We start from the raw sequence: 25315 nt of genomic DNA on the forward strand, positions 1-25315 counted from the left end.
CGCTGCCGATCGAGGAATCCGCTGTGGCTCATTAACGTTTTGTTAATATTAATCCGGATTCAGTTGCCGGTTTCCTGCTGACGGTAATGTTCAGCCCGCTGGTCGGCGCGGTCGTCCATCTCGGGTCCTTTCTGGATTTTCCGCCAGTCGAACGTTTTGTTATACGGCTTCATGGCCGTTTGCGGATCAAACACCCGCCCGTCGGGCAGCACGACCTCATAAGGCCGCAAATCAGGCTTGTCGGTGAAGAAATCCTGCAGCAGGGATGCCGTCTGGTCATACTGGTTCACATACGGTACGTTCAGCAGGTTATAGATCACCTTCAGAATTGACCCGAAGTTGGCATGGGTATGCGACACGTAGCCGCGTTTCACATACGGCCCGGCCAGCATCAGCACCGAGCGGTGGGCATCGATGTGATCGACCCCGCCCTGTGGATCGTCTTCAGTGATAATCACGAGCATGTTTTTCCAGTACGGTGTCCGGCTCAGAAAGTGCAGAATCCGGCCGGTGGCCAGGTCATTGTCGGCCATGTAGGAGTGCAGGTACGGGTAGCCTTCGCCCGCCCGCGGCCCGGCCCCGTGGTCGTTCGGCAGCATGACCGTCAGCAGTTGGGGTAATGTTTCTCTGGGAGCTTTACCTTTGGTCGGCAGCCACTTAGCCGTAAACTCCCGCTCAAACTGATCCATGCGAAACTGGTCGGGAATGTTGGTATTATAACCGGCGAAGTTCCGCGATGTATGCCGGAACGCAGCCGCCGGCATCGGAAACGCGACCGGATGAGCCGCGCCGAAGGTGGTGTCGTACTGCTCTTCGTAATTCCCGGCGTATTCGTTTACCTGTCCAAAATTGTAGAACGTCACCTTATTCCGTTCGAGGGCCTCCCACAACCCACCAATCTCGTTGTAATCTTCGGGGTCGATGGCACCCGACGCTTTCGGGAATCGACGGCCGGGTGCTTTTGAGAACGCATCGAACCGCCCCGCCGAGGCCGCGTTGGCTTCTACCCACTCGTTCGGAATGGTGCCCATCATCCAGTGGTGGCCGTGGATGCTGGCGTCGGAATCGCAGTAGAAATTGTCCGAATACGCAAACTGCTGCGCAATGCGGCTGTGGTTCGGCATAATGTCTGCTTTCGTAATATCGAGCGTATCGCCGGGCCGATCGGTGGTACGTCCGCTGTTGCCACGATCCGTCGCGATTCGGTTTTTGATTGTTACGCCCGTGCCGAACCGGGCCAGCGTGGAGTCGCCCCGGCCGGTTTTGAGCTGTCCGAATACTTCGTCGTACGTCCGGTTTTCCTTCGTGATGTACACAATGTATTTGATTGGACTTTGCCGCACTTTGGGCAGCGGAGGCAACGGATTCCGGCCGTTGTCCGCCACGGCAACGGTCTGGTACGTGTTGCCCAGCACCTGCCGGGTGTACGTGGCGAGCTGAGCTGCGTCCGGCACGGGGACAGCCTGAAACGTACCGAGCTGAATATCGCCGATGTAAGTGCCCTGCGGGGGTTTTACGAAGGTTCGACCGCCGTTCGGGCCGGCACCGTAGCCCCGTGCCGACGTAACGTACACTGTTTTTTCGTCGGGCGAGAGCGCCACCCGGGTTGGTCCCCAGCCGGTGGGAATCAGGCCACGGACTTTCCGGGTTGGCACATCGACGACGGCCACGGCGTTGAGCGCCAGCAGCGCGACGTACAGGGTTTTCTCGTCTTTAGTAAGCGTCAGTCCGAACGGCATCAGCCCCCGGTACCGATCCAGCTTTGCATCTATTTTGAGTGGAATGGTCCCCACCAGCTTACGAGTCCTGTAGTCAATGATTGAGATATTATCGTTGGTGGCGTTGGAAACGTAGGCAAAGCGGTTCCCCACCACGACCGAGTTTGGGCTGGACCCGCCCACCACCTCAGCCTCTTCAATCATTTCGCCGATCTGCACACCCGTTTTTAGCTTACTGCTTACTTTACCGGTTTTCAGGTCCACTACCCAGACGCTCATGGCTTCATCGGCCAGCGGATCGCCCAGACCAGGAATTTTGCGACCGTTAATTTCGACGCCCTCCCGCGACTCTTTGGTGTGCGCGCCGTAGGCCGGGAATTGCAGCATCATGTTATCTTTGTTGGTCGGCGTCACGCCCGGCACTTTGGGGTATTCGTACAGCCCGACGTTGGCCACAAACGCCAGCGACCGGTCTGCACTCACGGCCAGCCCGAACGGTTGCCGCCCTGTCGGGATTGACGCGGTGATCTGCTTCGTCCGCAGGTCGATGCGTACCAGGCGGAAATTGGCCCGGTCCAGCACCAGCAGTTCATTGCCGTTCAGCAGCAGATCGGATGTAAAGCTGTCGGTATAGCCGTTGCCATCCAGCGCGATGCTATCGATGGTCTGCAACCGTTCGATGTCGTACACGATCACCCGGCCTTTGTCGCCATTGCTGAGGTACACCGTTTTGTTGTCAGGCGCGAAGGCCACGCCCAGGAACGTAGCGCCATTGACCGGCGACTTGATCGTACCGGCGTAGTCAGGAATTCGGGTAGTTGTTAGCGGGCCGTCGAGCTTAAGTACCGTCAGTACGCCATCGTGGAGCGTAACGGCTTTTTTCCCATCCGTCGACAGCGCCAGCCCGAACGGGTCGTTGGTGATCCGGAGGGTCCGGCCAACCGGGGTTACGTAGCGACCACTCGGCAGCACGGAGCGCCCGGCGGTGTCGATGACGCAGAACGCCGAACGGCCCGGCACCTGAAGGGTCTGGTAGGTTTTCTGGGCACTGGCAATAAACGGCAAAACGAGAACGGCAAGGAAGAGGTGCTTCATAGTGGTGACAGGTCAGGTAGTGAATTGCCGCAGATTACGGAATTTCCAGAAACTTCTCTTTAGTAATCAGCGGAGTACGTTACGCCAAGCGACTTTCGAGGTGGTTGTAGCACTTCTCCAGATACCGAATGGGATCAGGCAGTACAATCCCCGTTTCTTTTGCCTGCTCGTCCCAGCCCCGAACCTGCAGGATTTGGCGGAAATACGGATTCTTTTCAAAAGCCGTGGCTTCATCAGTCGACATGGGTCCGCCCTGAAACTCCAGCGTTTTCAGACTGGCTTCCGACAGCCTGGCCAGATACTCCGGCTTTTGCGCGACCAGATACCGCTTGGCATTGACGTGGTGTTCGATCAGTTGCGCTACCTTCTCCGAGAAACCGCGCTGACGCAGGTAATCGGCTCCCAGCCGTTCGTGGTCAACGGTACCGTAGCCGTCCATGTAACCGCCCGCCATGTCGGGGGGCAGCAGGTGCCCGATGTCGTGCAGAAAGGCCGCAATGATGGTTTCGTCGTCGGCCCCGGCGCGTTCGGCCAGGCTCGCACACTGGAGGGCGTGTTCCAGCTGCGTAACGGGCTCGCCAAAGTAGGCATCGTTGCCGCCCTGTTCGAACAGCGTCGACAGGTCAGAGATAGTTTGTTCAATCATGTAGGTAAATTGATGGGTATGCTTCGGGGTTTGAGGTCTGACGGGTCAACAGTTATGCCGGGCTGTCGGATGCTTATAGTAAGCCTGAGCGGGTGTTGGGCCTACTCCTGGGCCAACAAGGAGCGTAGCCCGGCTATGCGTCAGACGTACCGTACGGACGCGAGTCGGGTTACGCATACGCGACATACGTCCGCTCGACGGTGCCATCGTCGTAGAGGTCGATCAGGGCGTAGCCGGCTTTGGTTTGCTGGTGCGTATCGGTTTTCCACCAGTTGCCGCTGACGGCCCCGTTGCAGAGGTACGATACGCCGTTGTAATCGACTCGCTCAAGCAGGTGCGTGTGCCCGCTCAGGGCGGTTTTTACGTTTGGATACTGGTAGAAAAGCTTGATCAGGTCACCGAAATCGGTGTGCATCAATCCGGCCGGGATGGTTGTCGGATTACTCTGCTGGCCGTTGAACGCAAATACCGTCGTGGTCAGAATCGGGATATGCGACAGCACGAGCACCGGTGTTCTGGCACTGGTTTTGGCCAGATCCTGCTTCAGCCAGTCCATCTGTTCCGGGTCGAGATTGCCCGTGTACCAGCTCCCGTCCGGCTTCAGCTGCACACTGTCGAGCACGACGAAATGCCAGCCGTTGCGGTCGAAGCTCCGGTAGCGACCACTGATCCGCATCTGATCCACGGCCCATTTCTTGCCGTACTCCGGCTCAGCCTTCGCGTTTTCGTAGCCCCACACGTCGTGGTTGCCGATGCAGTACTCAATCGGCAGCGAGCTGTTGGCTTTCACCACCTGATGCCAGGCATCCCACTGGGCCTTCACTTTGTCGCGACCTTCGGCCAGGGCATCCATGATCGTATCGCCCCCGTGCAGGATAAACTGCGGCCGGTCAGCCTGGTTCTGGATGTGTTGCAGACAGGCCGCAATCCCGTTCATGGGTTTGGACTCGGGCAACACGTGCGTATCGCCGATGTAAGCCAGCCGGACACTCCGTTTTCGGGCCAGACCCGGTGCCAGGGGTTCAGACGTTGTGGACAGCGGCAGCAGGGCAGCCGATTTGAGCAGGTCTCTGCGGTTCATACGGTTTACGGTTTCGGTATATGGTTTTCGGTAAGAGGCTGGTAGTTACCCCGCTCCTTACCGAAAACCATATACGGTCTACCTTCTACTAATCGGATCAGACTACACTAACTGATTACTTGTCCCACCAGACGGGTGTGTTGATGTCGTCGGTTCCCTGCCGGGTCACGGCCTCGGTCCGGTTGGTACCGTTCAGCGACTGTTCGTTCAGTGGGTACGGATAGCGAACCGGTACGCGGTTATTGTTGAGATTATCCGGTCCCGGCGTCACGGTCGGGATACCGGTCCGGCGCCAGTCGAACCAGGCTTCCAGCCCGTTAAAAAACAGGGCGACCCACTTCTGCGTACCGATTTTCTGCAGCTTCTCCTGCTGCGTACCGGTGTAGGCAACGCCGGGCTGCGTAAAGTACGTTGCCGGCGGGGTTACGTTAATCCCGTATTCGGTCGGCACGATCGCTCTGTAAAAATCGAAGTTAGCCCGGATACCGTCAAGGTAATACGTCTCGGCGCTGCCGGTCGTGATCAGGCCTTTCTCGCGGGCTTCGGCCAGCAGAAACTGCAGTTCGGCGAACGTCATCAGCAGGCCACGCATGACGTTCGGGACGGGTGCGGGCGTGCTGCACACGAGGCAGGCAAACGACAGCCCTACGCGTGATACGCCCTGCGGGCCACCGTTGTAGCTCAGCGCCGGGGTATCGCCCAACCCGTTCGGAATGCCCGTGTATTCAACCCGGCCGGCCGACGAGGGCCGCTCAACCGGACGCGCAAATATGGGCAAACGCGGGTCGTTCAGGGCGGTCAGCCGGTCAACGAGCGGCTTGCTGGCCCGGAACTCATCGAACGAACCTACGCGTGAGCCGTAGAGGGGCCACTGGTTCGGGGCCGTGGCCTGATAAACCAGTGCGGCATTATCGGCGTTGCTTTCGAAAATCGGGAATTTTGCTTGATCACTCAGGATTTCCTGCAGGTCCGGACCAACGTTCCGGCGATTGGAAATCCGCATCAGATACCGGATCCGGAGCGAATTGGCCAGCTTCCGCCACTTGATGATGGCCCCGGAACCGCCCCCGAACAGAATATCGCCACTGATGGATTCTGAGCTGGTGCCCAGTATCTCGTTGGCCCGCTTCAGATCGGCCAGGATTCCGTTGTAGACCACTTCCTGCGTATCGTATTTGGGCGCGTACACCCCGTCTGACTTGGCTTTGGTCGCATCGGCATACGGAATGTCGCCGTAGGTATCGGTCGCAATTGAAAACAGCCACGACTTCAGCACGAGCCCCACACCGAGGTAGTTGTTCTGCTGGCTGGCGGTGGCCAGGCTGATGATGTTCTGCACGTTGCGCATGTTGCCATACACGCTGTTCCAGACGCCGTTGCGCTCCCCCCAGAGGTAGCGGTCTTCGTTCACAAACTGAATCTTGGCCGTATGCTGCACCACAATGTTGCCGATGCCCCAGGCTTCGTTGACCTGATCGTTGATCGTATTGCGGATTACACCCGCCAGCAGCAGATCGGGCGACACCTGCGTGGGTACGTTGGGGTTGTTGTTGATCTGCTCAAACTCATTGTCGCAGGACGTAACCACCAGCAGGAATAGAATGGAGAGGATATATGTTATTGATTTCATAATTCAGATGTTAGCGGATCGAACGCCGACACTCATGAGTATCGGCGTTCGATCCATTTGTTACAACTTCACGCCCAGGTTAAAGCCAAAGCTCCGGGTGGTTGGAATGGCCATGTACTCGATACCGGGCAGGGCCGTTCCACCCGCGTACGACAGCGTTTCGGGGTCCACGTGGGGTACCTTCGACCAAACGGCCAGGTTCCGGCCGACCAGCGTGAACGTAACGCCCCGCAGCGGTACGCGGCCCCAGATACGGTCCGGGATGGCAAACCCAAGCTGTACTTCGCGCAGCTTGACGAACGACGCGTCGTACATTACCCCTTCGGCAATGTTCCGGCCACCCGTCCAGGCGGTGTGCCACTGCCGCGAGTTGACTTTGACGTCGTTCGGCGCAAACGTAGTTGTCCCATCGGTGTTCGTGCTGACCACTTTTACCCCTTGCCCAATGACACCGTTGCCGGGCAGATTCAGGTTGTAGCCATTGGCGCGGCCTTCGAGGGTTTCGATAATGATGCCACCCTCGCGCCCAACGGTCTGGGTTTCGGAGTATAGTTTACCCCCCTGCCGCATGTCGAACAGGAAGCTCAGCCGCAGGTTGCGATAGGTCAGGCTGTTGTTGATACCCAGCAGAAAGTCCGGGTTATAGTTACCCAGTTTGATCCGGTCGGTCGTGGCGATGGGACGTCCCTGGCTGAACACCATCTGTCCAACGTACTGGCCCGTGGCGTCGTAGTAAGGCTTGGTTGGATCGGTGTTCTGCACGCGGGCGAAGCCGATGCCGTACATATCGCCCATGCGCTCACCGACGCGGGCTTCAATGCTTACCCGGCGGCTGGCCATCACGAAGTTCTGGATGTTGTCGGCCAGGCGAATCACCTTGCTGCGGTTGGCCGAGAAGTTAAAGTCAACCCCCCAGCGCAGGCTGTTGGGCAGTTCAACCGGCACGAGGTTCAGCGCCACCTCTACCCCATTGTTCCGAATCAGACCGGCGTTGATCGCCCGGCTGTTGTAGCCACTGGTAATCGAGAGCGGGATGTTCAGAATCTGGTTGCGGGTGTTGGTCTGGTAATACGACACGTCGAGCCCTACCCGCCGTTTGAACAGCTTCAGTTCAACCCCGCCCTCAAACGAATCGCTGATTTCGGGCTTGAGGTTGAAGTTGGCCAGCCGGTCGGTCTCGCCATACACCTGGCTGCTGCCAAACGGATCGCTGGGGTTGTAGGACTGCGTGAACGTAAACGCATCGGTATCGTTACCCACCGACGCGTAGTTCAGGCGGGCTTTCAGGAATGAAACCGACTGGGGAAGGGTGAACATATCACTCAGCACCGCGCTCACCGCCACGGATGGGTAGAAGTACGAGTTGTCCTGCGTCCCGAACGTGCGGGCGTATTCCGGAAGGGTGAGCGCACTCGACCAGTCATTGCGGGCCGTTACTTCCAGGAACAGGTAGTTACGGAACGCTACCTGCGCTGAGCCGTAGAGCGAGTTAACCCGCTTTTCGACCAGGCTCTGCGACGTTTGCAGGGGTATCCGCGAATTGGTCAGGTTATAAATCCCCGGAATGTTCAGCTGCCCGGCGTTGGTTTCCAGGAAGTCGGATTTCTGCCGGAGCTGGTTTCCGCCGAACGTACCCGACACGGTCCAGGTCTCGTTGAACTCTTTGTTTGCCGTGAACAGGAAGTCGGTGTTCCGCTCTTCGGTGATGATGCGATTATCGCGGTACTGTCCGAAGGGAAACCGCTGCGTACTGAACGCCCGTTTGTATTCCCGTTTTTCGCTGCTGTAGTCGATGGCCGTACGCCCCTGTACGCTTAACCAGGGAGTCAGATCGTACTTCAGCGACGCATTACCGATAACGCGGTCGTACAGCTGTCCGTTGGTGTTTTCGTAGACGGTCAGATACGGGTTATCGTGGTAGTTGTAGTTCCAGCTATACTGACGAACCCCCTCCTGGCCGCGCATCCAGTAGTCTTCCATCGGCTCAAGCTGCACCGACGGCGGCAGCCAGCAGTTGAACAGATACATGATGCTTTCGGTACCGTAGCTGATAGAAGGGCGATTTCCACTCTCGCCTTTGATGTAGCTCACGAAGGCATTGGCCGAGAATTTCGGCGTAAAATTAAACCCACCGCTCAGCGAGGTTGTGTACCTCTTGAGGTCGGTGTTGGGCACAATCCCGGTCTGGTTCAGCATGGTATGGGCGAGCCGGAAGTTACCCGCGTCGTTGCTACCCGTCAGGGCGATGCTGGTGGTATTGGTACGGCCCGTTTGCAGGAATTTCCGGAGGTTGTCGGTCTCAGCAACCCAGGGCGTCGGCGTAATCACGCTGCCCGTTGGCGCATTCAGGTCGCCACCCCGGAAGTTGGTAGGCTGGCCGTTGAGCGTCCGGGGTGAATCGTACTGGGGGTAACTTTTGTTCAGCGAGAACGCCGGTCCCCAGGCTTCGTCGGTACCGTCGGTCAGGCCGGCTCCCCCACCGTTGACGAAGGCAAAATCCCCCCCGTTACCGTTTCCCTGACCGTATACGGTCTGGTATTCGGGCAGCACGAGCGGAGTTTCAACGGTCTGGTTCGTATTGATTTCCACCCCGATGCCTTTGTTACCGCGTCCCGACTTGGTTTTAATGACGATCACGCCATTGGCCGCCCGGGCGCCGTAGAGGGCCGAAGCGGCTCCGCCTTTCAGTACGTTGATCGACTCAATGTCGTCGGGGTTGATGAAGCTGGCTCCGTTCCCAAAATCAACTTCGAGGTTGTTCCGGCCCGACCCGCCCGTAAACCCATTCGAGATGGGCACCCCGTCGATGACGTAGAGCGGCTGGTTCTTATTAAGATCTACCGAGCGTTCTCCGCGGATGGTGACCCGCGACGACCCGCCGATACCCGATGGGCTGCCTACTACCGTCACGCCCGCGATCTTGCCGGCCAACTGGTTGGTTACGTTGGTTTCGCGGGCAATGGTCAGGGCACTTCCCTGTATCTCCTGGGTGGCGTAGCCAAGCGCTTTTTTCTCGCGCTGAATACCCAGTGCCGTTACCACAACCTCGCCGAGGGTCTGGGCATCGCCCCGGAGCGTTACGTCAATCGTCGTCCGATTACCAACGGTCACGTCCTGGGTTTCGTAGCCAATGTACGAGAACGTCAGAACAGCCGTTGACGGAGCGTTGATTGAGTACTTACCATCAGCTCCGGTGGTAGTCCCGGTTGTGGTTCCTTTTATAACAATAGATACGCCCGGCAGCGGCTGGTTATCATCGGCGGATGCCACGCGCCCGGTTATCGTTTGCGCCACGGCCGACAGGCCCGACAGCAGGCAAAACAAAAACACCACCAGTAGCCTGCGGTTGACAGGAACTGATGGCGTCAAGAGACGTAAAAAGATGGTCATAAGTCGTTTACGGTTTAGCGTAATTAGGTGCAAGCACAAAAGTACTTAGCTACTATTACGTCAGTACTGATTGTGAATCAACGATTTATGAACTCAGTATTAAAAGACTTCACAACTACTTAACACACCTGATACGTTTAATTAAAACCTGATTGATAACTGCTTCCGGGCTTAGCCTAACCCCCTGCAAACAGAAACGGTGAAGATTTCTCCCACCGTTGTCTGCCTGCGCTGTTAACGGGTTTATTTCAAAAGCCACATCATGGCGTTGATGTCATCCGATCCGCCGTACTGAGTGGTAAGAGCGGCTGAGTAGTTCGCCTTGTTGTACGAGTTTTCGGTGGTTGGGTACTGCCACCGCTTCGGTATCCGGCCACTGTTGCCGGTACCGGGGCCCAGCAGAAACGTTGGTACCCCTGTTCTGCGCTGGTTGTACCAGGCTTCCATGCCCGAGTTTTGCGCAAACGCCAGGTATTTCTGGGTCAGAATCTGCTTCTGGCCATCGGCGTTGTTGCCGGCGTATTTAACAGCCGGCTGTGCGTAGTAATCGGCAAAGCTGACGTTTACCTGGTAGGTGTTGAAGTTCCGATAACCACCGTCGGCCGAAAAATACACGTCGTTGCTGCCGTCTTTCAGACCATAGAACGCCCACGATGCCTGAATGCCCTTTCTATAATACTCTTCGGCATTGCCCGACGCCCAGCCGCGGCTGATGCCTTCGGCAAGGTTGAACTGAAGCTCCGGGTAACCGATGAGGATGTACGGCTCGGCGGTGTAGGTGCTGTAGTAGCGACGGCGATTCTGGAACGAATACTCACCCCGATTGGCCTTCGACGACATGTCGGCGAGGTCCTCGCCCGACGATGCCCCGACAAACGCAGCGAAATCGGTTGGTTTCACCCCGGCCGCGACCTTGGCCGACGCGGGTTCAGCCACGATAAACGTCCGTGGGTCTTTCAGCGACGTCAACGTACCGAGGTACGTAGCAGCCATGTTTTCGCGGGTAGCGTTCTGCCCGAAGTTGTCGGGGTTCCGGGTGTACTTGTTGAAGCTGCTGTTGTAGATGTACTGCAGGTTATCGTCAGCACTCGCCATCAGCGGGTACTTCGTTGGGTTACTGAGTACCTCCGCAAAGCGCTGCTTCACTTTCAGATCCGCGTCATTTTCCTTCAGGCTCAGGCTGATCAGCACCCGTACTTTGTACGTATTGACCACCTTCTGCCACTTGCCCAGGGTGTTGCTCAGGTAAATGTCTCCCTGCAGGTTGTTGTCATTCTTGGCGATCAGCGCAGCCAGGTCATCATTCGCCTGATCGAGCCATTGGAGCGCCTGCACATACACGTCCTTCTGTGAATTGTACGTGGGCGTCAGGTTATCCAGCCCTTTCAACGCATCCGTCAACGGCAGGTCACCCACCCGCTGAGTCATGTTCACGTAGAAGTACGCCCGGAAAAACTTGCCCAGCGCCGAGTACGGATTCACATCCGGCAGACCGGCCCGCTTGGCTTCTTCCTCCATTTTCACCACGTTTTTCAGCGTGGTGAACTGAAGCCCGGTGGTCGTCCAGGCGTAATCGTTGGTTGCGTAGTAGTTGTAGTTACTGGCGTAGAACTGGTTCCAGCGCTGCTCCGGTCCCCACGGTCCGCCCGTAACGTCCTCATACATATCATTTACGACCCCGTTGAACACCAGCGAGGCCGGGGCGTTAGTTGGCCGGTTGGGGTCTTTTTCGAGCGCGTCGAACGGCTGCTCACAGGCCGTCAGCGTCAGACCCAGCGCCAGACTGGCAAAAATATATCGGTTGATTGTCATGACTTTCGGTTCTCAGTTTACGGATTAGAATGTCAGATTCAGGTTGATACCGTACCGGCGCGTCGTGGGTGTTTGCAGATCCGAAATACCACCGTTCACGAACTGGTCGAGGTCGAGGTCGTTCCGTTCGGCGAAGTACAACAGATTCCGGCCCACCAGCGACACCGTTGCCTGGCGAACGCCTACGCGGTTAAGCAGCGTACTGGGCAGGGTGTACCCAATCACTACCTCGCGTAGTTTGGCGTAGCTCCGGCTGATGAGGAAGGCTTCGGTCTGGCCGTACACCCGGGCAATGTAATCCTGGGCGAACGTTTTAGTCGTGTTCGGCGTGAACTGCAGCTCTCCATAGTTCGTGATGGCCCCCGTTTGCGGATCGTACTTGATCACCGCCCCGTTCGATACCTGAACACCCTCCCCGACGTAGGCTTTCACGCCAAGTACGTCCTGCTTGCGGGCGTCGCCGATGGCCCCCTGCGCCGTTTCCAGGTTACGGCCACCCTGATACGTCTTCTGTTTGATATAATCACCGATGACACCACCCACGCGGCCGTCGAACTGGAAGCTGAAATTCCAGTTTTTGTAGGCAAAGCGGTTGTTGATCCCCCACACGAACTTAGGGTTAACGTACCCCAGAAACTGTGCAACCGGGTTTACGATGGGGCGGCCACCGGCATCGTTGATGAGCTGGCCGTCCGGCGTGCGGTAGAACGCACCCGAATAGAAACCATCCACCCGATCACCGGCCGTCAGGAAGCGGTTGCCGCTGCTGCTACCCACGAAATAACTTGAAGCCAGGGTGTTGATTCCACCTTCAGGATACACTTCGCGCAGCTTTTCGGTGTAGGTTGAATAGTTGGCTGTTACATCCCAGCTCAGCCCGTTTGCCATGCGCAGCGCCTTACCCGTAACCGACACTTCGATCCCCTGCTTCTGCGTCCGGATACCATTCACCAGGCGGGCATTGTAGCCGGTTGTTTCCGAAGTCGGCAGGCTGAAAATCCGCGGACCATCATTACTGTTGAAATACACCCCATCCACGGCAATCCGGTTGTTCAGGAAACGAACATCCAGACCGGCCTCAAACTGCGAGGTTGAGTTGGGCTTCAGGTCGGGGTTGCTCAGCGTATTAGTGAAGTAGGCGGCCGGCCGGTTGTTGTACACCAGCGGTACCGAATACACCGCCGAGTTCTGGTACGTCGGGCCACCGTACGACGACGAGTAATTGTCGCCGTAGCCGAGCGGATACGACAACCCCGGCGTGGTGCCGATGGTTGACTGCGTCAGGGCGTCTTTCACGTTGGCGTACGACGCCCGCAGCTTCAGGAACGACACCGCGTCCGGCAGCTTGATGTAGTCCGACACCACCGTACTCAACGCTACCGAGGGATAGAAGTACGTATTGTTTTGAGCGGGCAGCGTCGAGAGCTTATCCACCCGACCCGTCGTTGACAGAGTCACCAGATCACGGAAGGTAAAGTCAGCGGAGTAATACGCCGACAGCACGCGCATGTTGGCCGTGTAGTTGGTGGCAATGACCGGGTTCGCTGAGTTGGCGAAATTGTAGACACCCGGTACGTTCAGGTAGTTGGTACTGGCAAAATCGGAGTTGTAGTTCAGCACCCGCAGTTCGCCACCGGCCAGGGCGCTGACGGTAAGGTCGGGCGTGATGGACTTGTTGTACTGCAGCAGCACCTGATTGATGTTGTCGAGCAGGTTCCGCCGGTCTTCGCGGTAGTCGCCCCGGCCTTCTTCACGGCCGTACACCGTCATTGAATACGGAAATTTTTCGTTGCGGAGCAGGTTCCAGGTCGTCAACTGCGCCTTACCGGTCAGTTGCAGACCGTCGGCAAGCTGGTAACGCAGCGAGGTATAGCCGTAGAGGTCGTTTTTATAGTGGCCGCGCTGCCAGTACTTGGCCATGAACCAGGGGTTGTTGTACCGCTGGTATTCGGCGTAAATCTGCTGCGTACCTTCCTTACCCGGCTGCCAGATCTGCTTCATGTCATCGACGTTCCAGTCGGCACCGCCCCAGATGTTCATGTTATAGATGAGGGAGTTCGGACCGTAATTCACATCCGGGAAGTTAGGCGTTGTCTGACGGCTGAAGTTCAGGTTCGATTCAAAGCGCAGTTTCGGAGAGAAGTTCAGCCCCAGCGACGTATTGAAGTTCGTGATGTTCAGTCGGGTGTTCGGTACCAGCCCCCGCTGGTAGTTGTGCGACAGCGAGAAACGCAGGTCGTACTTCTCGGTCGACGACGATACGGCTACGTTGTTGGTCGACAGGATGCCCGTTTGCAGGAACCGGCGCAGGTTATCCTTACCGCGTGGCGTCCAGGGCGTCGGCTGGCGGTTGCTCGTAAATTTAGCGCCGTTCGGAAACGTCGTCGTGAACGTTTGCCCGGGCACTACGGGGCTGTCGTACTGCGGCAGCAGACGGCCATCCAACGGCGGCCCCCAGATGTCGTAGTCTCCGTCGTTCAGGCCGTTCCCTTTCCCGTCGCCGAACGCATACACGCCATGGTCGCCGGGACCGTACTCATCCTGAACCTTCGGGATGGCGATGAATCCGTTGTCGAACTGCTGGCTGGTGTTTACCTCCACCGAGAACCCACGCTTGTCTTTCGAACCCCGCTTGGTGGTGATCAGGATAGCGCCGTTCTTACCCCGGAAACCGTACAGAGCCGACGCTGAAGCGCCTTTCAGAACGGTGTAGGTTTCGATGTCATCGTTGCTGATGTTCCAGGTGTCGGAGTTGATCGGTACCCCGTCAACAACGAACAGCACGTCCGTGTATCCCCTTAGGGCAATCGTCGGCCGGCGCAGCAGTTCGGCCGAGGCACCGATGGTCAGGCCGGCCACCTTACCAACCAGGTTGTTGATCGGGTTCGGCTCGCGGGCTTTTACGAGCGACGCGCCGTCGACCGTCTGGATGGCCACCCCCGTGTTGCGTACGTCTTTTTTAATACCGAGCGCGGTAATCACAACCTCGTTCAGCGCTTTGGGGCTGCTGGCCAGCGTCACGTCGATAGTACTGCGGTTGCCAACCGTAATCTCCTGCGAATCATACCCAATGAATGAGAACGTCAATGTAGCGTTTGACGAAGGAACATTGATTGAATACGTACCGTCGGCGCGAGTGGTTGTACCGGTGGTTGTACCTTTGAGTACGATAGACACACCCGGAAGGGGTTGCTGATCATCGCCGGAAACTACCCGACCGCTGATCGTTTGCGCCAGGGCCGAAAACCCCGACAGCAGGCAAAACAAAAACACCATAATCGGTCGGCGCGGAACGCAACGGACTGGTGTTGAGTAAAGTAAAAGAAGCTTCATACATTTATGGATTTACCCGGTGCTGATTTCCACAAATGTACTTAGACAGTATTACGCGTATATTTATTGGCTATCAATGGTTTATGAACAGCCCTTGGATTTAGTTCACATAAATATAACACCAGCGGCTACCGCTTCTACTTATACGGCCACCCCGAGCCACTGCCGGATGCTGGCTTCGGCATAGCCCGCGCCGGAGGTCATGCCCTTCCCGCCGATGCCCGTGATGATGCGGATGTGCTCGTCAACATCGTATTCGAAAATCTCTTTGTCGGTCTGGCTGTAGAAACCGGCCCATTCCTTCCGGATGGGCTCGACCGGGAAGCGGACAATCCGGCGGGCTTCGTTCAGGATCAACCGGTTGATGTGGGCCTGGGTATGGTAGCCGAGGTCTTCAACCCGCGTAGCGGGGGCGTATTCGTGCGAATCGCCGATGATAAACGACCCATCGGTTGCCTGCTTGAACAGAATGTGAATGCCCCACTGCTTCAGCTCGGCCAGGTAGTCGGGTGTGGTCAGTCCGGCGTAGGACGGACACTCGCGAAACGACTCATACCGCCGGATGGTCAGGCCGGTCAGGATGTTGCCGCGTAAGGCCACATCAGGCATCGGCTCCGTCATCAGCATCTGTAATTTACTGATGATCAAATCGGCGTCGGCAAAAATATCGGGGAACAACAGCCGGACTTCGTGCCCGCTGCAGAGCAGCAGCCGGTCGGCCTGAAACCGCTGCCGGTTCGTCTGGCGCGGCCCGGCAAGCGTCACGATAGCACCGTTGTAGTTCGACTGGCAGTCGATCACCGCCGATCCGGACTGGTACGTTACCTTGTATTTCTGGCAGATGTAATCAATCAGCCGGTGGACCATCTGCTCCGGTTCCACGCTTACCTCATCGGGAAAATACAGTCCACCCAGCACATAGTCTGGTTGCAGAGCCGGGTACTGCGCCAGACACCGGGCTTTCGTCAGCAGTTCGCAGGGGTAACCAACGCTCACGTAGCGGTCGTGCAGTTCGTTGATGAGGGCGAGTTCATCGGCATCGGAAGCGATGTACACTGACCCATTGGCCCGAACGGTCAGGTCGGTTTCCTGCTGGATGGCTTTGTAGATCTCCAGGCTCCGGCGACCGTAGTCGAACCAGCGCCCGGCGAGACCGGAGGGCACCACCTGGCCAAAATTACGCACGGTAGCGCCCGCAGGATACGCGTCTTTTTCGAGCAGCAGCACGCGCTGGCCGGCCCGGGCGGCATGGTAGGCATGAAACGTACCGAGGGCTCCGGCACCGACAACAATCAGGTCGTAGAAAGCCATGTTTAGGAAGGTTATCGTTCGAGGGATGAAGTTCAGCCGGTTAGCCCGGCGATTCACGGGTTGGAACCGCCCAGCCAACCGGCTGAACCAGTACTGCCGGAATCAGACAACGGCTGTCTCGCGGGTAGCCAGAAGCTCAGGCAGTTCGCGCAGGGAGGCTAGCAGGTAGTCGTGCGGATACGAGTCGAGCTGATCGCGCGTATGCGTACCGTTGGTCACCCCCAGATTAAGCGCGACCCCGGCTGCCCGGCCCGACAGCAGGTCGGACGGCGTATCACCGATGTTGACAACCGCCTTCACGGGTTTCACGTTCAGGAGCTGCATGGCCCGCTCGATCATGTTCGGATACGGTCGTCCGCGCTCTACCTCATCGCTGGCAATCGACACCTGAATCAGGCTATCCGGGCCGCCCAGCCGCTGATCGTCGAGTCCGTCGAGCCAGCCGAGCTTATCCAGAATAATGTCGGTTACGACGCGGTAGAAACCCGTAGTCAGGGCGATCTTGATGCCCCGCTGCCGGAGGTACTCAAACACCTCCAGACACCCTTCCGTAGGCGTAGCGCCCTGCGTCAGGTAATGGGTTTCCAGGATTGTCCGGAAAGCGTCGTACGACGCATCGACCTGATGCGGTACGTCGGGGTGGTTTTCGCCCAGTCGCTCCTTCCAGAGCGTCTCGAAGACATACCGTTTCGACAAGCCCTGCATGGCCAGAATACGTTCATCGCTCACGTACAAGCCGGTTTCGGCAGCTGCCCCGGCAAAACACCGCTCGACCTCGTGATGGTCTGTCACGGTCGTCCCGGCCATGTCAAAGACCACTAATTCAATTGGTTGCATACAAACTGGAAGGAGAAAAGGGACGGTAAACAACGGAAAAAATCAGATACGGTCCGCCAGACTGTCATTAATAAATTAAGAAAAACGGAAACGTACATCATGACATGCGTTAACATAACCGCGTTGTGTCCGGGTTATGTTTTTGCTGGTTTGCCGAGCTGGTTCATTCGCCCGCCCCTGCTCAACAGGCTTCCGCCGACTGGTTCAGCCAGCGAAGCGAGTCACCTCCTCCATAACTACACTAGTACCATAGAAAAACTAATTAACCGACCTCGTTCGCAAAACGAAACGGATGGATGAGAAGAAAAAGGATGTGGTTAGCAAATCCATTGTTGCCAACCAGTCAAAACAGAAGCATTTTTGGCTGAACGGAGAAGGCGAACCCGTCCAAACAGCTTTTCTTCTATCCACACCATTTTTATCTAATTCCATGAAGACTACTTTATCTACCCTGCTGTTAGCGTTATACTGTTCAGAACCTGGTTAAAGACGTACCCCAGTCCGGCACGTCATTGTGTACGGCAAGGTGAAAGGAGGCCGTTTTGCAGCCACTGACTGGACGGATTATGCCGACGTGAAAAAGGCGCTGAACCTTAAGGATTAACGTCAGGACAGGACCAGCAGGCCAGGTGATCCGTTCACGATGGGTACGTAACGGGAACAAAGCTACAGGTTTAGCTACCTGAGCAACCGGTTGGCAGGGCCTATCCATCATAAGCTACTGCCAACCGGCAATAAGTACAGGAAAGATTACTTTGACCGCTTCGTTGCCAGTACCCCTTCAGACACGGCTGGCGTATCAATTTGCACCACGGCCTTTTGCGATCCGTAGTTGAGGGTAACCGGCTGTTGGTACTGCTGCGTTGCGCCCTTTACCCGAACCTGATAGGTACCTTCCGGCATGCCCAGCATGTCGAGTTGAAACCGGCGGCCGGGTTCCCAGCTTACTGCTTCATACACTACTTTATTCTCAGCCGATAGCAGTTGGATCGTTATACGCTCCTCAGCCGGGTTAACAACGATCAGATGCACGGCTGGTTTGGCGGCTGGGACGTAGCATTGAACACGCAAAGACGACGCATCCAGAGCGAGACGAGCACCAGCCTTCGAACGAGCAGCCGATAAAGCGGGGGCCTGACCCGTCGGTTCAGAGTAAACAACCGGCAGGTTAGACACCGTTACGGCTGAAGCTACCAGTTGGGCATCCACCAGCCGGGCCAGTGTCTGATCCAGCCGCCGGATATTTTTAGGCGACAGTTTGATAAACTGATTGGGAAGCGACTCCTGATAGATCTGCTGGCTATCGCTGCCATAGAAGCGGATGATGGTACCACGAATGGCAGGGTCAGTTTTCAGGCTCCAGTGCCCCTTATGCTGAGCATTGACCGGCGCATACTGGCCACTGGTCTGCGCCAGCGCACCGTGGTTGCCTACAAACTGTACTCCTATGATGACGATCAGGTAAACGGCATGTGTGAATAGCGATTTCATGGCTTTGGTTGGTTTTGATTACGTATCAAAGGTCCCCATTCGCCAACGAAACAAGGCTTGTTTTTTGGCCAGAAATGTTTGTTTTCAGGCCATTATTCACACGAACTACCGACCGACCTTACCGGCCGACGACACCTTCCTTTTCCCGCAGCGACAGGATCAGGTTCGTCTTCAGGTCGTGCAGGTTTTTCTCCAGACCAACCGGATACGTATGCGGGTTCACGAACCGCTTCACACCGGAGTGCAGGCTCTTCATCTGCGTCTGCACCCGCGCCCGGATCGTATGGATGTCGGGGCTTTCGTAGACCCGCTTACCCGCCCGGAACACCGGCACGAGCAGGTCTTCCGACAAATGCGTCGGTTCGAAACGCCGTCGTTTAGTAAAATCCAGCGGGTCAATCATCGTCACGGTCCCTTCTGCCGCCCGTTCCTCGTCAAAGATCATGTCGGCCAGGAAATTGGGCGTTCCATCGGCGGTCAGTTCATAGAACCGACGTACCTGCTGGATACCCGGCGTTGACGTTTTGATGGCCTGCTCCGACAGTTTGATTTTGTATTCCCATTGCCCGGTGGTTTCGTTGCGGAGCGCGGCCAGTTTATAAACCCCGCCCAGCGCCGGCTGATCGTAGGCCGTCACGAGCTTGGTACCAACGCCCCAGACGTTGATTTTAGCGCCCTGCTGCTTCAGGCTGTTGATGATCGTTTCGTCCAGATCGTTGCTCGCTACGATGGCCGTATCCTGAAAACCCGCTTCGTCCAGCAGCTTGCGGGCCTCGATACTCAGATACGCCAGATCGCCGGAGTCCAGCCGGATCCCGGCCAGTTTATGCCCGCGAGCCACCAGTTGCCGACCAGCTTCGATCGCGTGCCGGACGCCCTGCAACGTATCGTACGTATCAACCAGCAGCGTTACGTTGTTGGGCAGCACTCCGGCGTAGGTTTCGAACGCCTGCAGCTCGTTGTCAAACGACATCACCCAGCTGTGGGCGTGGGTGCCCCGCACGGGAATGTCGTACAGCTTGCCGGCCAGTACGTTGGAGGTAGCGTCGCAGCCGCCGATGTAGGCCGCCCGGCTGGCCGTCATGCCCCCATCAACGCCCTGCGCCCGGCGCAGACCAAATTCCAGAATGGTATCGGTTTCGGCCACCAGCCGCAGTCGGGCGGCTTTGGTCGCTATCAGCGTCTGGAAATTGATGAGGTTCAGCAACGGCGTTTCCAGGAGCTGACACTGGAGAATCGGGCCGCGCACCCGCACCAGCGGCTCATTCGGAAACACGACCGTTCCCTCCGGCATAGCCTCCACCTCACAGGTCAGTTCCAGATTGGCCAGATACTCCAGAAACCCTTCGTCGAACAGGGGTTGTCCGTCGTTGCCGGTCAGGGTCCGCAGGTAGCGAATGTCCTTCTTCGACAGGCTGAACTCTTCCAGGTACCCGATCACACTCGCCAGTCCGCAGGCTACGGTAAAGCCCCCCCCGAACGGATGTTTTCGAAAATACAGGTTGAAAACGGCTTCTTTTTCGGCGGTACCGGACTTCCAGTACCCGTAGGCCATCGTGACCTGATAGAGGTCCGTAAGCAGGCTGAGCGAGGTGTCGTATAATTTATTGATCATGCCGCGAAGGTAGCGGGATTGGGCTAATCAGAAAATTTTCTATGGCCCCAAACAAACTTTTAACTAAATTGGTCTGATAATTGTGAGGGGCAATTTGCATCTGTTCCTCCACTCAACGTAACCTATTGACTCATAGCCCAAAGTGTACCACCCATGCAGAAGTTAAGCCTAACCCAATCGCTGCAGCAAAAACTGTCTCCTCAACAGATCCAGTTCATCAAGCTGCTGCAAATACCCACGGCCGAGCTCGAAACGCGGATTGAAGAAGAACTGGAAATTAATCCGGCGCTTGAAGAAGGAATGGGCGAAGAGTCGGATACAAACGAAGATGACCCCTTTGCCGACGAGTTTGACGACGACTACAAAGACCGCAACGACGAGCTCGACATCGACAATTACCTTCAGGGCGAAGATTATACCGGCTATAAAATGCAGGGCGACGGCAATTACGGCGACGACGACCGGGAGATGCCGCTCGCGACCAGTTCGAGCCTCATCGATTCGCTTCTACAGCAGTTCGGATACCTGCAACTAACGGAAGAACAACGCATTATCGGCCTTCAGCTGATCGGTAGTATCGAAGCCGACGGCTACATCCGCCGGTCGATGCAGGCCATCGTGAACGACCTCGCCTTTTCGCAGAACGTCTTCACCGACGTCAAGGAACTGGAGGAGGTGCTGAGAAAAGTTCAGACTTTCGACCCGCCCGGTATTGCCGCCCGGTCGCTGCAGGAATGCCTGCTGCTGCAATTGCACCGCAAAGACACCACCGATCCGTACGTCGTGCTGGCCATCCGGATCATCGAGGATTTCTTCGACGAGTTCTCGAAGAAGCACTACGAAAAAATTCAACGGCGACTCAACATCAGCGACGACTCGCTCAAGAAAGTCATCGATATTATCATCAAGCTGAACCCTAAACCCGGTTCGGTGGAAGGCGAAGAAGGCACGGCCCAGTACCTGATTCCGGATTTTATTCTGACCAACAACAACGGCAAGCTCGAACTGACGCTCAACTCCAAGAATGCGCCCGAGCTACGCATCAGCCGGTCGTTTGCCGAGATGCTCGATACCTACGACAAGAGCAGCAAGCAGAACAAGTCCCTTCGCGAAACCGTAACGTTCGTCAAACAGAAGCTAGACGCGGCCAAGTGGTTCATCGACGCCATCAAGCAACGGCAGCAAACCCTGCTCAAGACGATGAACGCCATCGTGCAGTTCCAGTACGATTTCTTCCTGACCGGCGATGAATCCAAACTCCGGCCGATGATTCTGAAGGACATTGCTGGGATGATCGACATGGACGTATCGACCGTTTCGCGGGTAGCCAACAGCAAATCGGTGCAGACCGAGTTCGGTATTTACCCGCTGAAGTACTTCTTCTCGGAGGGGATTTCGACCGATACGGGCGAGGACGTCAGCAGCCGCGAGGTAAAAAACATCCTCAAGGAACTGATCGACAACGAACCCAAACTGAACCCGCTGTCGGACGATAAGCTCGAAAAAATTCTCAACGACCGGGGCTACAACATCGCCCGCCGGACCGTAGCCAAATACCGCGAACAACTCAATATTCCGGTTGCCCGGCTTCGGAAACAATTGTAAATCCATTTTTTGCTTTATGTCGACCCGCCCGAGTGAACTGGTCATTACAGTTTACTGGTTTTCAGGCGGTATATTTGCAGGGCAGATCGGTTGCGCCGGTCTGCCCGTAAACCGACAACGCCCCTTTTGATTTTGAGTACGCGAGTAGCCAAATTTCTTTCCATCGTTTTCCATCCGCTGCTGATGCCAACGCTGTTGTTTGGCATTTTGCTGTATCTGGCCCCCGGGGTCCTGGGCGTCGATGCGTTCACCGGTACGTTGCGGGCCAGCCTGCTGGTGTTGCTGTTCATCGGTACGTTCGGGGTTCCGGCCCTGTTGATTTACTACCTGTACCGTAGCGGCTTTTTGAGCAGTCTGCACATGGACGACCGGCAGGAGCGCCGAGTACCGTACCTGCTGACCGGTCTGATCTATACGTTCCTGACGTTCCTGTTTGCCTTCCGGATGCAGCTGATTTCAGTGGTAGCCCCCGAAATTGCGATCCTGCTGGGAAGTACGGCCGTTTCGGTCCTGCTGGTCGGCATCATCAGTTTATTCTGGAAGATCAGCGCTCACAGCGTCGGTATCGGGGGCGTCGTGGGCACCCTGGCCGGGGTTATGCTGAAATTTAGTCAGACCGACCTGTTCATGGCGCTGCTGGCAGTAATCATTCTGGCCGGTGTGCTGGCCAGCGCCCGGCTTCAACTGAACGCCCACACGCCGGGGCAGATCGGGGCGGGTCTGGCCCTCGGGCTAACCATCAGCCTGATTGCCGTGCTGTGGCTCGTTTAACGTCCCCTACCCGCTCCGGTACGTATCGACGTCGTCATGGGCATTTGAGCAGCGGAACGCCCCCGGCTGGACCGCTAGCTCTCAATGGTTTGGCGATCTCCGCTAAAAACCGTATGCTTGCATACTATCTTTAGACGATACGTCTTATGTATGAATTCCTGACCTACGAACTGCAAGCCGGCGTTTGCCGCCTTACGCTCAACCGCCCGCAGGTGTATAATGCCCTAAGCCAGGGACTGATCCACGACATCACGGCCGCCATTGAAGCCGCCGGTGCCGACGAGAGCGTGCGGGTCGTGGTACTGACCGGCGCGGGCGACAAGGCATTTTGCTCGGGCGCGGACCTCAAAGAAGGGGTTGCGAACGCAGCGGCAGCGGGCGGTTCCATGCAACTTGGCGATACACTGCGCAGTGGTTACAACCCAATGATCAAGGCCATCCGAAACCTGCCCAAACCGGTTATTGGCCGCATCAACGGCGTAGCGGCCGGTGCGGGGTGCTCACTGGCCCTGGCCTGCGACGTTGTGATCTGCGCCGATGATGCGTATTTCAGCCAGATTTTCGTTAATATCGGTCTCATGCCCGATGCCGGCTCTACGTTCTTTCTGCCACGGCTGATCGGTCCACAGAAGGCGTTTGAACTGTGCAGCACCGGCCGGCGCGTGTACGGCCCCGAAGCCGCTCAGCTCGGCCTCGTCAGTCGCTCGGTGCCCGCCACGGAGTTAGATCAAGCCGTCGACGACGTAGTGGCTTATTACGCTACGGCCCCCACCAAAGCCATTGGTGCGATGAAAAAGGTCCTGAATCAATCCCTGTATTCGGATCTGGATCACCTGTTGGAGCAGGAAGCTGAAAATCAGGACACCCTGGGCCGTTCGCACGATGCAGCCGAGGGTATCGGTGCGTTTCTGATGAAACGTAAAGCAAATTTTTCGGGCAAATAGATTGACAAGCGCCTTTTTTCTCCCTACTTTTGCACTCCCAATCAACGGGAAACGCATTTGTACCGGGGTCGCGCTCGACATCAATTGGATAGAAGCCCCTGTAAACATGCAAAACGCATTCGTAGCTCAATTGGATAGAGCACCTGACTACGGATCAGGAGGTTTGGGGTTCGAATCCCTACGAGTGCACAGAAGTTAGTCAAATTCACCAAGGTGCCCGGTACAGACCACGTATCGGGCTTTTTTTGTGCCCCGCTAACTGGCTGTAAATCAATTCGCTTCTTTTTGATCTATGCTTACCCATACCCGTGGTGGCAAAAGTGGTGGCACCTAAACTCGTTGGTGGCACTTGGTATTGTCTAACATCTTCACACCATTATTCAATTGTTCATAGCGCATTAATTAACCAATCCACATGCTCTATGAAAATCAATCGTATGGAAGTTTCTTTTTGGTTACACAATTCAAAGCAACGGGGTTTTGCACAGATCTACTGTCGTATTAGTGTCAAAGGGGAGCGGGCCGATATTGGCTCCACCGGCATTACCATCCACCGCGACCACTGGGACCCGCTTACCTCGACCATCAAGGGAGCCGATCCGACGGCCCACTTCAAAAACGAACAGCTTACCACCATACGGCTTCAGTTGATGGCCCTCTTCAATGACCTCTTCAGACGAAAAGCCCCCATTACGGCCGGAAAAATTAAACGCTTGTACCGTAAAGGCGGCAATGACATTGCTTTTATCACGGCCTTTGAACTCTATCTGAAGGAAGTGAAGGCCAATCCCGACGTGACTGACGAAACCTGGACGGTCTACGACACGGCCCGTAAAAAGGTGGTTGATTTTCTCATCATCGAAAAAGCGCTGGACATGCCTCTGGAGGATTTTGATGCCGCCTGGCTGAAGAAGTTCCGGCGCTGGATGAAGTCCATTCCGGTTGGCGACAAGGTTGGCCACGCCGATTCCTACATCCATAAACATGCCACCACCATCAAGCAGGTAACCCGCTGGGCCAAGATCAATCACCTGGCCGGCGATAACCCCCTGGAGGGGCTAAAACTTCCCCAGGTAAACTATGACGATCCGATCTACCTCACTGAAGCCGAATTTGTCCGGCTGAAAAATCACCGGTTTACCAATCCTCACCTCCAGGCGGTTGCCGATGTGTTTATTATCTATTGTCGAACGGGGTTTCACTTCGGCGACCTGAAAGACTTTGTGAAGCGGTATCGAACGGCCCTGCGCCGGGGCATCGACGGCGAGGTATGGCTGATCAAGGACCGGATCAAGACCGAGGTCACGGCCCGCGTTCCCCAGTTTGCTGAAGTGGCCGACATCGTAGCCAAATACGGCGGCTGGGAACACCTGCCGCTGAAGTCCAATAAGACCATGAACCTGCAGCTCAAGGTGATTGCCGCTGAACTGGGTTTGCATCCGGATCTATCCACAAAAGCCGGCCGCAAGACGTTTACGGATTGGTGTTTCAACACGCTGGGCTTAACCACCGATGCCGTCAAAGTGATGCTGGGTCGGAAGAGTGCGATCGGCCTGGAGGTATACGGCCGTCCGGACGAACGCCGGGTCATTGCTGAGCTACGCGAAAGCAAGACGTATCAACAGGAGCTTCGTAAAGCCTCCTGACACCCGCCCAGGCGAACAGGCGATGCTGCTCTGACCCGCTGCTCAAGATCACCGCGTGGGGATACTTATTTGCACCATTACAATGCAAATACGGGGGAACAGCACCGCCTACTCGACAGGTCGGTGCCGCTCCCCACGCGGTAATTAATCTTGAGCATCGCAAAGGTAATGAAAAAGCCCGGCTGGAGCCGGGCTTCTATATTGTTGTAAGCGTCTTTCAGCAACAAGCTGATCTGCACAAGAACCGCTCTGGTCAAATCAGCTAATAAAACAAACACTTGTTATGTTAGCCTAGCCCCTGTATTCTAATGAGCCAGTAAAGCCAAATCATTGCACTTCTGCTAACTTACCGTTTATCGCTTCTGATCAACAGCAACAAAACTGATTGAG

The 25315-nt window shown here is 56.4% G+C and carries 16 protein-coding genes and 1 tRNA gene; 6 read left to right on the forward strand and 11 right to left on the reverse strand.

Translation table 11 applies throughout. The features are described from left to right. Positions 1 to 59 precede the first annotated feature (59 nt). From DYU11_RS20780 to DYU11_RS20820, 9 genes are all read right to left on the reverse strand, one after another. Positions 60 to 2813, reverse strand: a complete 2754-nt coding sequence (locus DYU11_RS20780; RefSeq protein WP_119669649.1) for a bifunctional YncE family protein/alkaline phosphatase family protein — start codon at positions 2811 to 2813, stop codon at positions 60 to 62. A 79-nt stretch (positions 2814 to 2892) separates the two neighbouring features. Then, the gene (locus DYU11_RS20785; RefSeq protein ID WP_119669650.1) at positions 2893 to 3459 is read right to left on the reverse strand and encodes a phosphonate degradation HD-domain oxygenase; all 567 of its coding nucleotides are present in this window, start codon (positions 3457 to 3459) and stop codon (positions 2893 to 2895) included. A 169-nt stretch (positions 3460 to 3628) separates the two neighbouring features. After that, positions 3629 to 4540, reverse strand: a complete 912-nt coding sequence (locus DYU11_RS20790; protein WP_119669651.1) for a metallophosphoesterase family protein — start codon at positions 4538 to 4540, stop codon at positions 3629 to 3631. Positions 4541 to 4655: 115 nt separating this feature from the next. After that, positions 4656 to 6170: a SusD/RagB family nutrient-binding outer membrane lipoprotein gene (locus DYU11_RS20795; protein WP_119669652.1), complete on the reverse strand. Its 1515-nt coding sequence runs from the start codon at positions 6168 to 6170 to the stop codon at positions 4656 to 4658. Positions 6171 to 6230: 60 nt separating this feature from the next. Further along, positions 6231 to 9560 (reverse strand): SusC/RagA family TonB-linked outer membrane protein, encoded by a 3330-nt coding sequence (locus DYU11_RS20800; protein WP_119669653.1) that lies wholly within the window; start codon positions 9558 to 9560, stop codon positions 6231 to 6233. A 243-nt stretch (positions 9561 to 9803) separates the two neighbouring features. After that, the gene (locus DYU11_RS20805; RefSeq protein WP_119669654.1) at positions 9804 to 11372 is read right to left on the reverse strand and encodes a SusD/RagB family nutrient-binding outer membrane lipoprotein; all 1569 of its coding nucleotides are present in this window, start codon (positions 11370 to 11372) and stop codon (positions 9804 to 9806) included. Between the two features lie 24 nt (positions 11373 to 11396). Further along, positions 11397 to 14648, reverse strand: a complete 3252-nt coding sequence (locus DYU11_RS20810) for a SusC/RagA family TonB-linked outer membrane protein (RefSeq protein ID WP_119669655.1) — start codon at positions 14646 to 14648, stop codon at positions 11397 to 11399. A 198-nt stretch (positions 14649 to 14846) separates the two neighbouring features. Further along, on the reverse strand, positions 14847 to 16016 hold the full coding sequence (locus tag DYU11_RS20815; RefSeq protein ID WP_119669656.1) for a TIGR03364 family FAD-dependent oxidoreductase: 1170 nt from the start codon (positions 16014 to 16016) through the stop codon (positions 14847 to 14849). A 102-nt stretch (positions 16017 to 16118) separates the two neighbouring features. Continuing rightward, positions 16119 to 16853 carry an HAD family hydrolase gene (locus tag DYU11_RS20820; protein ID WP_119669657.1) on the reverse strand — a complete coding sequence of 245 codons (735 nt, stop codon included), beginning with the start codon at positions 16851 to 16853 and terminating at the stop codon, positions 16119 to 16121. Between the two features lie 292 nt (positions 16854 to 17145). Here DYU11_RS20820 and DYU11_RS33300 point away from each other — a divergent pair, with 292 nt between their 5' ends. Next, complete coding sequence (locus tag DYU11_RS33300; protein WP_119669658.1) at positions 17146 to 17340, forward strand: hypothetical protein; 195 nt, start codon at positions 17146 to 17148, stop codon at positions 17338 to 17340. Positions 17341 to 17603: 263 nt separating this feature from the next. On the opposite strand, the gene DYU11_RS20830 is transcribed toward DYU11_RS33300, so the two are convergent. After that, entirely contained in the window at positions 17604 to 18344 is a 741-nt protein-coding gene (locus DYU11_RS20830) for a hypothetical protein (RefSeq protein ID WP_119669659.1), read from the reverse strand. 118 nt (positions 18345 to 18462) lie between these two features. Next, positions 18463 to 19959, reverse strand: a complete 1497-nt coding sequence (locus DYU11_RS20835) for a nicotinate phosphoribosyltransferase (protein ID WP_119669660.1) — start codon at positions 19957 to 19959, stop codon at positions 18463 to 18465. A 153-nt stretch (positions 19960 to 20112) separates the two neighbouring features. Here DYU11_RS20835 and rpoN point away from each other — a divergent pair, with 153 nt between their 5' ends. The 5 genes from rpoN to DYU11_RS20860 all read left to right on the forward strand — a co-directional run bounded on the left by rpoN (position 20113) and on the right by DYU11_RS20860 (position 24925). Further along, positions 20113 to 21564, forward strand: a complete 1452-nt coding sequence (gene rpoN, locus DYU11_RS20840) for an RNA polymerase factor sigma-54 (protein WP_119669661.1) — start codon at positions 20113 to 20115, stop codon at positions 21562 to 21564. A 132-nt stretch (positions 21565 to 21696) separates the two neighbouring features. Beyond that, complete coding sequence (locus DYU11_RS20845; RefSeq protein WP_310589492.1) at positions 21697 to 22335, forward strand: hypothetical protein; 639 nt, start codon at positions 21697 to 21699, stop codon at positions 22333 to 22335. Positions 22336 to 22481: 146 nt separating this feature from the next. Then, on the forward strand, positions 22482 to 23279 hold the full coding sequence (locus tag DYU11_RS20850) for an enoyl-CoA hydratase/isomerase family protein (protein ID WP_119669662.1): 798 nt from the start codon (positions 22482 to 22484) through the stop codon (positions 23277 to 23279). Between the two features lie 115 nt (positions 23280 to 23394). Continuing rightward, a tRNA-Arg gene (locus DYU11_RS20855) sits at positions 23395 to 23468 on the forward strand. A gap of 233 nt (positions 23469 to 23701) precedes the next feature. Continuing rightward, positions 23702 to 24925 carry a phage integrase SAM-like domain-containing protein gene (locus DYU11_RS20860; RefSeq protein ID WP_119669663.1) on the forward strand — a complete coding sequence of 408 codons (1224 nt, stop codon included), beginning with the start codon at positions 23702 to 23704 and terminating at the stop codon, positions 24923 to 24925. Positions 24926 to 25315 lie beyond the last annotated feature (390 nt).

Source organism: Fibrisoma montanum, from assembly GCF_003583365.1.
In the GTDB taxonomy this organism is placed as follows: domain Bacteria; phylum Bacteroidota; class Bacteroidia; order Cytophagales; family Spirosomataceae; genus Fibrisoma; species Fibrisoma montanum.